General features: G+C 64.2%; 10 protein-coding genes and 1 pseudogene. 5 read left to right on the top strand and 6 right to left on the bottom strand.

Annotated elements, in window-relative coordinates; genetic code table 11:
* Positions 1-103 precede the first annotated feature (103 nt).
* Positions 104-874, top strand: a pseudogene (locus BMX36_RS20865) (IS110 family transposase); the annotation flags it as partial.
* Between the two features lie 275 nt (positions 875-1,149).
* Here BMX36_RS20865 and BMX36_RS21890 read toward each other — a convergent pair.
* From BMX36_RS21890 to BMX36_RS20840, 6 genes are all read right to left on the bottom strand, one after another.
* Positions 1,150-1,290 carry a hypothetical protein gene (locus BMX36_RS21890; protein ID WP_177179235.1) on the bottom strand — a complete coding sequence of 47 codons (141 nt, stop codon included), beginning with the start codon at positions 1,288-1,290 and terminating at the stop codon, positions 1,150-1,152.
* 67 nt (positions 1,291-1,357) lie between these two features.
* Entirely contained in the window at positions 1,358-2,092 is a 735-nt protein-coding gene (locus BMX36_RS20860) for an IclR family transcriptional regulator (RefSeq protein WP_218142226.1), read from the bottom strand.
* A gap of 136 nt (positions 2,093-2,228) precedes the next feature.
* Positions 2,229-3,392 (bottom strand): acyl-CoA dehydrogenase family protein, encoded by a 1,164-nt coding sequence (locus BMX36_RS20855; RefSeq protein ID WP_093068468.1) that lies wholly within the window; start codon positions 3,390-3,392, stop codon positions 2,229-2,231.
* Positions 3,389-3,697 (bottom strand): DUF7508 domain-containing protein, encoded by a 309-nt coding sequence (locus tag BMX36_RS20850; RefSeq protein WP_093068465.1) that lies wholly within the window; start codon positions 3,695-3,697, stop codon positions 3,389-3,391. Before BMX36_RS20850 ends, BMX36_RS20855 begins: the two co-directional genes overlap by 4 nt.
* Positions 3,698-3,753: 56 nt before the next feature.
* Positions 3,754-4,158: a hotdog family protein gene (locus tag BMX36_RS20845; protein ID WP_093068462.1), complete on the bottom strand. Its 405-nt coding sequence runs from the start codon at positions 4,156-4,158 to the stop codon at positions 3,754-3,756.
* 18 nt (positions 4,159-4,176) lie between these two features.
* Positions 4,177-4,692 carry an FAS1-like dehydratase domain-containing protein gene (locus tag BMX36_RS20840; protein ID WP_093068459.1) on the bottom strand — a complete coding sequence of 172 codons (516 nt, stop codon included), beginning with the start codon at positions 4,690-4,692 and terminating at the stop codon, positions 4,177-4,179.
* 139 nt (positions 4,693-4,831) lie between these two features.
* Between BMX36_RS20840 and BMX36_RS20835 the strand changes: the two genes are divergently transcribed.
* The 4 genes from BMX36_RS20835 to BMX36_RS20820 are packed head-to-tail and all read left to right on the top strand — an operon-like array spanning position 4,832 to position 12,144.
* Entirely contained in the window at positions 4,832-6,196 is a 1,365-nt protein-coding gene (locus BMX36_RS20835) for a spinster family MFS transporter (protein ID WP_256210957.1), read from the top strand.
* A gap of 47 nt (positions 6,197-6,243) precedes the next feature.
* Positions 6,244-9,141, top strand: coding sequence for a TonB-dependent receptor plug domain-containing protein (locus tag BMX36_RS20830; protein WP_218142225.1), 2,898 nt, complete (start codon positions 6,244-6,246; stop codon positions 9,139-9,141).
* A gap of 10 nt (positions 9,142-9,151) precedes the next feature.
* Complete coding sequence (locus BMX36_RS20825; protein WP_093068451.1) at positions 9,152-10,360, top strand: CaiB/BaiF CoA transferase family protein; 1,209 nt, start codon at positions 9,152-9,154, stop codon at positions 10,358-10,360.
* A complete protein-coding gene (locus BMX36_RS20820) occupies positions 10,357-12,144 on the top strand; it encodes an acyclic terpene utilization AtuA family protein (RefSeq protein ID WP_093068448.1) in 1,788 nt (595 codons plus the stop codon). The genes BMX36_RS20825 and BMX36_RS20820 overlap by 4 nt, the downstream gene beginning before the upstream one ends.
* The last annotated feature ends 243 nt before the right edge of the window (positions 12,145-12,387 follow it).

Below are 12,387 nucleotides of genomic sequence, written 5' to 3'. Positions count from 1 at the left end.
CTCACACCCTACGAATATATCACCAAGATCTGGACGTCAGAGCCAGACCGGTTCATCGTCAATCCGATCCACCAGATGCCGGGACTAAACACCTAAGGCGCAGCAGATCAACAAGTCCGACCGGCACGATGCGCGCGGCATCGCCCAGATGATGCGCGTTGGCCTGTTCAAGCCGGTGCACGTGAAGACGCTGGCGAGCCAGGAGAAGCGGATGCTGCTGACCGCGCGCAAGCTGGTCCAGCGCAAGATGCTCGACATCGATGCTGACCTGCGCGGCACGCTCCGCAACTTCGGCCTGAAGGTCGGTATGGTCGGACAGGTCGGGTTCGAGGCCCGCATTCGTGAGTTGGTCGCGGGGTTGCCCAGCCTAGCCGCCATCGTCGAGCCGCTGCTCACCATCCGGCGCGTCATGCGCCACGAGTTCACCAGGCTGCACAAGATGCTGCTTGATGTCGTCCGACACGATCCTGTTTGCCGACGACTGATGACCGCGCCAGGCGTCGGCGCCGTCGTTGCGTTGACCTACCGTGCGACCATCGACCAGCCACAGCGCTTCGTTCATTCGAGAGCAGTCGGTGCCCACGTCGGGCTTACACCGCGGCGTCACCAGTCGGGCGAAATCGACTATGACGGCGGCATTTCCAAATCTGGCGACACCATGCTGCGCACGATGCTGTACGAGGCGGCGCAAATCCTGCTTACCCAGAGCCGGAGTTGGTCTTGGCTCAAGGCTTGGGGCATGCGGGTGGCGCAGCGGCGTGGCATGCGCCGCGCCATCGTCGCCGTGGCACGTCGCTTGGCGGTGATCCTCCATCGGATGTGGACCGACGGCACAGACTTCCGCTGGGGCAGCGAACCCGCTGCGGCCGTTTGATCGTCACCAGCAGCAGCTTTCCAGTTCTGCCCTCGGCAGAAAGAGGTCCTCACGGGGACGAAGGTGGTGTGAGATCGTTACGTCCGCAGCCCTGCCAATAACGGCAAGGGCGCCGGAAAGATTGGTCCATCCGCCTTTCTTACCCCATCATGAGGCGACCACAGCGTCGACCTCGGAGAGAAGCGCGAACCCCGTGCGGCAACCTCAAGCTCGGCAGAACAACAGGTCTACCCCGCCACTCGTCGGCGCTCCTCCGTACCACCCAGTGCCGCCTTTCAGGCGGCACCCGATGACGCGCGCACCTTGACACAGACCGCGATAGAGAAGCGGACGTACATCAGCACCACGAGCCTGATCACCTCGGGCGAGGAGTTGAAATAGCGGAACGGGCTAGCAGGCTGGCGCGGGCGGGGCATGTCCAACCCCCTAACCCGCGCCGATTACCAGCCGGTGCATTACGTCTGACAGTGCCCCCGAACGCGTTCACCGCGCGGATAGGAGATCATTCACCCGAGCGCAGGCGTTCAGCACCTTGAGGGCGGCCTCGGGGACCTGCTCCTCACTCAGGCGTTCCGCCGGAGCGATGAGCGCCAACGCGCCGACCGGACCGCCCGTGTGGTCGGCAATTGCAGCAGCCACACTATTGATCCCTCGGGTCCACCCGCTGCGGCTGACGGCGAAGCCTTGATCGCGAATGCACTCGAACTCGTCGATCATCGCCGCACGATCGAGCCCTGCCGCCTCGGGTACCGTGCTGATGATGGTGTCCAACAGCTCGAGCCCGGTGGCATGATGAGCGAGGATCACCTTTCCGGCGGCCGTGAACGCCGCAGGCACCCTCCACCCTTCCCGCAGGGTAGCTCGAAGCGGCGTCAGGGAAAGCACCCGCTCCACATAGAGGATGTCGCTGTCTACCAGCACCGCGAGCGCGACGGTCTCGCCCGTGGCCTGATGGAGCTGTTGCACAAACGGCGTGGCCGCCCGCTTCACCGGATTGCGATTAGCAACAAGCGCGCCGAGTTCGTGCACCTTCATACTGGCTTCATAGCGGCCGGTGTCGTCCTGCTGCGCGAATCCTTCCTCCATCAGGCTCTGGAGAAGACGATGGACGTTGCTCTTGGGCAGGTCGAACTCGCGCGCGAGCTCGGAGAGCCGCGTCGGTCCGCGACGAGCGAGAGAGTCTAGAATCTTGAGCGTGCGCAGGACGGCTGGGGTCAAGACTGTTCTCGCCTCCGACACGAAGGCGTGCATCGTGCCCGAGGTTCCATGCTGATGATTATCCATGGCTAGTTAGCGGCAATGACTCCCACGGTCTATGAGTTCGGAACGCTGTTCGAAAAGCAGACCGCTCGTGTTAGCCAGCTACGCGACCCAGCAAGTCGCGTGCGATGATGACCTTCTGCACCTCCGTCGGACCTTCGCCGATTCGCCGGATACGCAATTCGCGGTACCAGCGTTCCAACGGAAGTTCCTTGCTCACGCCCAAGCCGCCGTGGATCTGGATCGCGCGATCCACGACTCGGCCCGCGCCCTCTGTGGCCACGATCTTAGCGACCGCCGCCTCCGTTCGGAACGGCTCCCCGGCATCCGCCTTGGCCGCGGCTTGCAGCACCAGCAGCCGGGCGCTGCGCAGATCGATCTCGTTTTCGACCAGCATCCACTGAATACCCTGACGTGCGGCGAGCGGCTGACCAAAGGTTTCGCGCAGCTTCGAATAGGCGACCGCCATCCGGTGAGCGACTTCGGCGACGCCGACGCACTGAGCGGCATAGGGAATGCGTTGCGCGCTCAGCCGCCCGTTGGCGAGTGCGAATCCCTTGCCAACATCGCCAAGGCGATTGCGATCCGACACCCGGACGTCATCGAACGACAGCTCCGTCGCATAATGGGTCGAGCGCATTGTGTGCACCACGCGACGGACTTGGAAGCCGGGCGTGTCGGTATCGACGATGAAGGCAGTGATCCCTTCGCGACCTTCGCCGGTGCGCGTGAACACGACGCCGAAGTCGGCCCGGTCCGCGCCGCTGATCCAGAGCTTGGACCCGTTGATGATCCAGTCGTCGCCATCCTGCACCGCGCGCGTCCGAATTGCGCGAGCCGGGTCGCTGCCGCCGCTCGGCTCGCTCAGGCCGAAGTAGCCGTGCTTCTCGCCGCGCAGCATAGGATAGAGATAGCGTTCCTTCTGGTCATCCGTCGCGTCGTAGAGCTGCGCTAGGCCGGCGCCGCCGAACACGCCATAGCAGGGTGCGTACAAGCCGCCCCGGTGCTGCGTCATCTCGAACGCCAGCAACGTCCGGGTCACGACGTCGAGTCCGGCGCCGCCGAATTCCTCCGGGATATCCATTCCGTACAGCCCGAGCGCACGCACCTTCGCCTCCAGACGCGCCGCATCTTCGGGATGGAGCTCGCTCGCGTCGGGGTCCAGATCCGCCTCGAGCGGCACGATCTCTTCGCGGACGAAGCGGCGGACGACGTCGATCAGCGCCTGCTGTTCCTGAGTGGGCGTAAAGTCGATCATGGTCTGTCCCCCTGAACCGCTGGCCCCAGGCGGCCCAGTTCGATGATGTCGTTGGAGTCGTTGAGCGGCGGGAGTGCACCGTGTCGGCCGATGTGGAGCATCAGCAGTTCTTTCCACCGCGATATATACTGCATGTTCTGCTCGACTCGAACCTTCAGGCTGGTGCGCGAATCGCGCGCCAGAGCGGCTGTGACGCTCGATCGCAGACCGAAGAGTGAACGCCCGCCGGCATAACCGATCAGCTGAATCTCCCCGTCGTCGCTCGCGACTTCAAAGACGCCCAACGTTGCCGGCAACGCCGCCACGGCAGCCTCTGTTGCCGGCCGCCAGGCACCGCGGATCGCCAAACCGTGAGCGGCGTTCACCGTCGTGTCTCCGCGGTGGCGCTGCCTTCGAGGCAGCTGTCGCCGTTCTGATTATACTCGCGGAGAGCGAAAATCAGCGTCCGGCCGTCCGCCGAGCGTTCTGTCAGCTCCGCTCGTGCCGTCAGCGTGTCGCCGGCGACGGCGGAACGAACGATGCGATAGGCGACCTTGCGGACGTGCCACTCGCTGCCAAGTCCCTGGGTCAGCGCGCGAAGCACGTTAGCGGCGTGCAGATGCGAATGCACGACCAGGCCGCCGTGACCTTCGTGCGCGGCCCATTCGTGATCGTAGTGGATGCGGTGGGCGTTCCAGGTCACGGCGCTGTATCGGAACAGCTGTAGAGCGGCTGGAACCATCACTATTTCGGGCAGGCTTTCGCCAGGGAGCAGGGGGCCGGTCATCGTGGATTGCACTCCGGATCAGGCACGCGCGAGGATGGTGCGGCGATTGCGGTTCAGGACGGTGCCGTCGGCCTCGACGAATTCGTGGAGCGTAGTCACGAAGACAATACGGCCACTGCGGCCTTGCTTGAGATCGACGCTTTCGATGATCTCTTCATCGTACACGTCCGCGCCCGCGATAACGGGCTGCAGCAGCTCCATCTCCTCACCCGCACCCATGACGCGCAGGTCGCCCGTACCTTCCAGCCGCACAGTGCCGTCCGGGGTTAGCTCGTCCTCGGGCAAGCCGGCTCCCCATTCGGCGACGCCCGCAAGCAGGTTTGGCGGCGCAACGAGGCCGGCGAAACCCGCAGCCTTGGCGGCGGCTTCGTCGTGGTGGATTGGGTCAAGCTCACCGATGGCGAGCGCATAGCGGCGGATCAGTATCTCGCTGACGATCCCGATGTGACGACGGCGACGTTCGCCAATGCGCGACCGCATATTCTCGAAGAACCGCATCAGCGACTCCGAAGCGCGTGCTGGATTATCTTCCATGATCCACCTCTCAGTTGTTCTGTGTGATAGAATGGCGTTTTCACGTCAAGGCTCTTTTGCACGCAGAATTATTTGGGGTAGACAAGTCGTTCCATGAGATGGAATATGGGCTCATAAACAAAAATATTGGAGGGATGCGTTGGACAGGAGCGGAGTAGCGCTGGTCGATAGCTCGACAGGCGCGATCGCACCTCAGCCCATCGGGTATCGGCGGTACGCCGTCACGCTGATGCTTGCGCTGTTCATGCTGAGCTTTCTCGACCGCCAGATCATCAACATCTTGGCCGAGCCCATCAAGCACGAGCTGCAGCTCGCCGACTGGCAGATCGGAATCATGTCGGGCTTGGCGTTTGCGCTGCTCTATACGATCGCTGGCATTCCCATCGCGCGCGTGGCCGAGCACGGCAATCGACCTGTCATCATCGGTATAGCTGTGGCTGTTTGGAGCCTGTTCACCGCCGTGTGTGGCTATGCGGGCAGTTTCGTCCAGCTGCTTGCCGGACGAGTGGGTGTCGGCGTCGGTGAGGCGGGGCTGACGCCGCCGGCCATGTCGCTGATCATGGACTACACACCGGCTGAGAAGCGCGCGTCCACGCTTGCCCATTACCACATCGGTGTGCCGCTCGGCTCGCTAATGGGACTGGCGCTGGGCGGGCTGCTGCTCGATGCCGTGGGCTGGCGCTCGGCGTTCCTCGTGGTGGGACTTCCGGGCGTGCTGCTCGCCCTATTGGCGGGATTGACGCTGCGGGAGCCCCGCCGCGGCCTATCCGCGCGGACCATCGCCGCACGCGGCAGGTCGACCTTCGGCGAAACGGTCGCCACTCTCGCCCGCATCCGGACCTACCGCCTCTTCGTGCTCGCCACCGCGTTCCAGGCATTCGTCACCTACGGCCACGCGCCCTTCACCGCGTCGTTCTTCTTCCGCATGCACGACGGGGAACTGGCGCGGCTGGCAGCGACCTTTGGGCTCGAGCGCGCCGGCTTCCTCGGCGTCGCGCTTGGGCTCGCCACCGGCATCACCGGTGCGCTCGGTGTCTGGCTCGGCGGGCAGATGGCCGATCGTGCAAGCCGGCGCGACGTTCGGGCCTATGCAACGATTCCGGCGATCGCCGCCTTGGTGACGATCCCCACATACATTGCAGCGGTGCTGGTTCCTCAGGCGTGGCTTGCCCTTGCTCTGATGACCATCCCCAGCCTCTTCAACTCGCTCTGGTTCGGCTCCGTGCATACGACGCAGCAGGGGGTCGCGCCGCCGCACATGCGGGCGACTGCGACGGCCTTCCTCCTCCTCGTGCTCAACCTGATCGGCCTGGGACTGGGGCCGCTCACGGTCGGGCTGATGAGCGACTGGTTTTCGACCTCCGCAGGCCTGGGGTCGGGCCGCGGGGTGCAGATGGCGCTGATCATGTCGAGCTTCATCGGCTTCGTCCCGTTCGCCCTCTTCTGGTCCGCGCGACGCTCGATCCGGGCCGATCTCGAGACGGCGCAGCGTCACCTTTCATGATCGCCGCGCCCGCCACGGGCGTCCCTCAACACCAGATGGAGAGAATGATGAAACAGGCTTTGCTGGCGTCATCGGCGCTGATGGCGATCCTCGTCGCCGCCCCCTCAGTTGCACAGGACGCAACTCCCGGGAGCGTCACGGGACGAGGCGACTGTGCGTCGTCCACAAACAATTCCGCCGAGAAGGACTGCCCTGCCACGCCCGAGGATGTGGTCGCGGCGCAGCAAAGCGGAGGCACGGGCGCAAGCACGGCAGATCCGGGCACCGGAGCCGCACAGGACGAGGGTGCCGAGATCCTCGTCACTGGAACTCGGCTCCGGTCCGGTTTCGCGTCGCCCACGCCGGTGACCGTTTCGAGCACTGCCGACTTGCGCGCGGCAGCGCCGACGTCGCTCACCGACGCGCTCACCCAGCTTCCGCAGTTCCGCAACTCGTCGCGTTCGTCTACGGCGGGGCCGTCGGCCGTGCGCGGCAACGGCGCTGCCTTCCTTAGCTTGCGCGGGCTCGAGTCGCAGCGCACGCTTACCCTACTGGATGGCCGACGCGTCGTCGCCGCGAGTGCCGCGGGCTCGCCCGACGTGAACCTGTTCCCCCAAGACCTGATCTCGCGGGTCGAGGTCGTCACGGGCGGCGCCTCCGCCGCCTATGGTTCGGACGCGGTGGCCGGCGTCGTCAACTTCATCCTGGACAAGGATTTCACCGGATTGAGGGCACGGGTGCAGGCCGGCGTGTCGGACTTGGGCGATGGCCCTTCACAGCAGGCCGCGCTCACCTTCGGCTCCTCCTTGTTCAACGACTCGGCCCATCTTCTGCTGAGCGCCGAATATCGCCGCACGGGGGAAATCCACGCGCCTGGTCAGCGGCCCTGGGCCGACGCCGCCTACGCGATCATTGTCAATCCAACCGGCTCACCCGCGCGCCTGATCGCGCCCAGCGTAGCCTCGAATGCATCGTTCGGTGGGCTGATCGTCGGAGGGCCACTCAACAACACGCAGTTTCTGCCGGGCGGCGTCAGTGCCCCATTCCAGCTCGGAACCGCCGTCACGGCGACGACCATGATCGGTGGCGACGGTGCGCCGACGCAGTTCGGCTTCACGGCCGGGCTGGAGAGCTACAACATCTTCGGACGCTTGACTGGCGAACTGACAAGCGGCCTGAGCGTCTTCGCAGAAGGGTCGGCCGCGCGATCCACCTCCAGCTATGATCTGGCGCGGCCTTCGCAAACGTCGGGGACGGCGTACACGATCTTTAACGACAACGCCTTCCTGCCGAACGATATCCGCACACGCCTTGCGGCCGCGGGCGCGACGTCGTTCCGGCTCGCCCGCGTCAATCGCGACTTCGGCTATGCGCGCGTGGACGGGCGGAGCGACACCTGGCGGGTCACCGCCGGCTTCGAATGGAAGATCGATGGCAACTGGGAAGCGGAAGGCTATTACGCCCACGGCTCCAACGAATATCGCGTTGAGACCTACAATAACACCATCTACCGACGCCTGTTCGCGGCCGCAGATGCCGTCGTGAATCCTACCACCAACCAGATCGTCTGTCGTTCTACGCTGCAAGGTCTCGACCCGGGATGTGTTCCCATCAACCTGTTCGGCGAAGGGTCACCTTCTCAGGCTGCACTATCCTGGATTAACGGTTCAGCGGTCCAGTTGCTCAAGCTGAAGCAGGATGTCGCCGCGCTGACCGTGCGCGGCGGACTCTTCGACGTGCCCGCCGGACGCGTGCAGTTGGCTGCGGGTGTCGAGTACCGGCGCGAGAGCGCGAACCAGACGTCCGACGAATTGTCGCAGACGGTCATCTCTGCCGCTGGAGTCCGCGGCCTGCCAGCCTCTTTTGTCGGCCAGCGCGGCTCCTTCTACCTCTCCAATCCCCAGCCGCTGGCCGGCAGTTATGACGTGAAGGAAGGCTTCGTCGAACTGGAGGCGCCGCTGCTGAAGGACTCGCCAATCGCGCATTCGCTGACGGTCAACGGCGCGATCCGAGCGATCGACTACAGCACGGTGGGAACGCTCACCGCCTGGAAGGTCGGCGGCTCGTACGAGCCATTCGAGTCGCTCCGGTTCCGTGCGACGCGCTCGCGCGATATCCGGGCGGCGAACGTCTCTGAGCTGTTCACCGGGCCGGTGAGCATCCAGGGTACTGTGCTCTACAACAACGCGAGCACCGCCTTCATCGGCCGCCGGAGCGGCAACCCCAATCTTCAGCCCGAACGCGCGGATACTATCACGGCCGGCGCGATCTTCCGGCCGACTTTTATCCCAGGCTTCAACCTATCGGTCGACTATTACGATATTAAGCTGAGCGGCGCCATCGCGCAGCTCACGCCTCAGCAGACGATCGACCAGTGCAACAGCGGCTTCGCGCCGGCGTGTGCGCAGATCACCAATCCAGGGCAGCTTACCCTGCAGATCCCGACGCTCAACCTGTCATCCATCAAAACTAGGGGCGTCGATCTCGAAGCGCTGTATGGGTTCGATCTGGGGGGGGGCAACGTCCGGCTGCGGACGATCCTCACCTATCTGGACAAGTACGAGACCACCTTGCCAGGAACCGCGCCGATTGACCGAGCGGGCGACATTGGCACGCAGGGGACGCCGCGGTGGAGCGGGACCTTTTCCATCAACTACGTCGCCCAGCCCTTCGATCTATTCGTCCAGCAACGCTATATTGGCAGCGGCAAGATCGACACCACCGCGGCGCCCGGTACCTTCGCCAGCAACCATGTCGAGCCGGTTTGGTATACGGACGTTACTGCCCGCTTTAATATCCCGGGAGCCGGCGGCAACGCGCAGTTCTTTGCGACAGTGAACAATCTGTTTGATCGCACGCCGCCGATCGTTCCTACCATTCCCTATGGCGGCTACCGCAGCACGAACTTCGCGCTGTACGACGTGATTGGGCGGTACTTCACAGCTGGTTTCCAGGCGAAGTTCTGACGTGAACCCCATGAACAAGACGGCATTCAGCGGCATCCGCGTCCTCGATATGGGCCAGATCTACAATGGCCCCTATTGCGGTCTCCTCCTGGCGCTGCTCGGTGCCGACGTGATCAAGATCGAGCCGCCAGGGGGAGAGCGGCTGCGCTATCGATCGACTGATCGGGTCGAGACGCACGAGTTCATGATGCTGAACTCGAACAAGCGCAGCATCGTCGTCGACCTGAAGACCGAAGCGGGACGAGACCTTTTTCGCGATCTCGTCTGCGAGGTCGACGTCGTGATCGAGAATTTCGCGCCTGGTGCGATGGAGCGAATGGGCCTTCCGCCCGCGAGCCTGCTCGATCTCAATCCGCGACTGATCTACGCCTCGGGCAAAGGCTACGGCAACTCGGGCCCCTATGCCCACATGTCGGCCATGGACATCACCGTACAGGCGATGGCGGGCGTGATCGCCTCGACCGGCTTTCCCGACGGCCCTCCGACGAAGACGGGCCCGGCGTTTGCAGACATCATGGGCGGCGTACACCTCTTCGGCGGGGTCGCTGCCGCGCTGTACCAGCGCGAGAAGACGGGGCGGGGGCAGATCGTCGAGGTTTCGATGCACGACACGATCTATCCTGCTCTGGCGTCGCCGCTGGGCGCAATCTTCAACGACCCGTCGCGTACCGTCCCTGAGCGCACCGGCAATCGGCACAGTGGGCTCGCGGTTGCCCCTTACAACGTCTACCCGGCCAGCGATGGCCACATCGCCATCATGTCGGTCAGCGAACGCCACGCGAGCGGTGTCCTCATGGCTGTCGGAGGCGAGCCCCTCGCGAGCGATCCCCGTTTCGCCGATCGGGCGAGTCGGATCGCCAACATCGACGCGCTCGATGCGGCGGTGGGGGCCTGGACGGCCACGTTGGATCGCTGGACACTCGTGGAGCGGCTGGCGGAGCATAGCGTGCCCTCCGCCCCCGTGCTGACGGTGCGGGAGGTCGCCGACGATCGCCATCTGCGCGAGAGGGGCATGATTCGCGACGTCGAGCATCCGGTTCGCGGCACGATTCCGGTCCCGGGTTCAGCCATTCGGCTGGAAGATTCTCCGGTGAACGCCGTCCGCGCGGCCCCCAGCCTCGATGCCGATGCCGAGGATGTTCTGCACGACCTGTTGAGAGCCGACGCCGGCCGCATCGCCGCGCTGATCGCGAGCGGCGCATTGGGAGCACGCACATGACGACCTCCGCACCGCCACGCCGCCCCGTCAGGATTGCGAACTGTTCGGGCTTCTACGGCGATCGCCTGAGCGCCATGGCAGAAGTCCTGCGCGGTGGCGACGTCGACGTGATCACCGGCGACTATCTGGCGGAGGTCACGATGCTGGTCCTTGCCAAGAACCGCCTCAAGGACCCCTCCTCCGGCTATGCCCGGACCTTCCTGACGCAGATCGATCCGCTGCTCGAGGAGATCGCCGCACGGAGCGTCAAGATCGTCGTCAACGCAGGCGGGCTCAACCCGGCCGGCCTCGCCGCGACCGTGCGCGATCTCTGCGCCAAGCGGCAGGTCATGCTGAACGTCGCGCATGTCGAGGGTGATGATGTCCTCGACCGTCTGGACGATCTCCAAGCCGCCGGACACCGGCTGGAGCATCTCGACACGGGCAAGCCGCTCACTGATTGGGGCACACCGCCCTTGACCGCCAATGCCTATCTCGGCGCGTGGGGCATTGTGGCCGCTCTGAAGGCCGGTGCCGACATCGTCATTTGTCCCCGGGTCACGGATGCGTCGGTCATCGTCGGCCCGGCCATCTGGTGGCACGACTGGGCGATGGACGATTGGGACCGGCTCGCCGGGGCGGTAGTCGCCGGGCACATAATCGAATGCGGAACGCAGGCGACAGGCGGCAACTATTCGGGATTTGCGAAGATCCCGGACATGATCCGCCCCGGCTTCCCGCTGGCCGAGATCGATGCCGACGGATCATGCGTGATTACCAAGCACGCGGGCACCGGTGGCGCGGTGACGACTGGGACGGTGACTGCACAGCTGCTCTACGAGATCCAAGGACTGGATTACCTCAATCCGGATGTGACAGTTCAGCTCGACACAATTCGGCTCGAGGACTGCGACGATAATTGCGTGCGAGTAATCGGAACCCGCGGCGCTCCGCCGCCCGCCACGACCAAGGTGGCGATGACGGCGCTCGGCGGGTTCGAGAACAGCATGATGTTCGTCCTGACCGGGCTCGACCGGGATAAAAAGGCCAAGCTTGTTGAGGACGGCTTTCGGGCATTGCTTCAAGGCGCATCGATCGATGAGCTCCGCTTTGACCATATCGGCGGGTTGAGCGAAGCCTCGGGCGATCAGCTGGGGGTGACGTCGCTCCTACGCGTGTCGGTCAAAGGTGCGGAACACGCAGTCGGACGTGCCTTTTTCGACGCATCGGTGGAGTTGGGCCTCGCCAGCTATCCTGGGCTGTTCTCTCTGAGAACGGGATCGCGAGCAGCGAACGCCTATGGGGTCTACTGGCCAGGCATGCTCCCGCAGAGCGTGTTGGAGCACGAGGCGGTGCTCGCGGATGGTACCCGGATCGCTGCCCCGCAACCGCCCGCGACCTCTTTGCCGCGCGAACCGGTTGCGAAAACGCCATCGGACGCAGTTTTCGGGGCCACGCGTGCGGCTGCGTTGGGTGAGCTGTTCGACGCTCGGTCCGGCGACAAGGGCGGAAATGCCAACGTCGGCCTCTGGGCACGCGACGATGCCGGCTACCGCTGGCTAGAAGCGGAGCTGACCCCTGATGTCATCCGCGAGTTGCTCCCTGAAACACGCGAACTCATCATTGAACGCCATGACCTTCCTAACCTGCGGGCCGTGAACTTCGTCGTTCGAGGATTACTCGGCGGTGGCGCCACGGAGACATTGCGGTTCGACTCGCAAGCAAAGGCACTAGGCGAGTATGTAAGGAGCAAAGTAGTCGAGTTGCCCGTCGCTCTCCTTTCCAGGAACGCTGCCACCCTATAGTGATCGTTCCCATCGATGCTGTCAGAGCAACTGCACTTGACCATTGAAGAGCGCCTTCTCACCTTTTCTGGCCCGCCTTTGCGGGGCAAGCGGCTACATATCCGGAGACGAGCCGAACGCGTTCGCAGCACTGACAGCTCGAACATTCTAGGTGTTTAGTCCCGGCATCTGGTGGATCGGATTGACGATGAACCGGTCTGGCTCTGACGTCCAGATCTTGGTGATATATTCGTAGGGTGTGAG

It is taken from the genome of Sphingomonas sp. OV641 (genome assembly GCF_900109205.1).
In the GTDB taxonomy this organism is placed as follows: Bacteria; Pseudomonadota; Alphaproteobacteria; order Sphingomonadales; family Sphingomonadaceae; genus Sphingomonas.
This window is presented reverse-complemented; position numbering and strand designations above follow the sequence as displayed.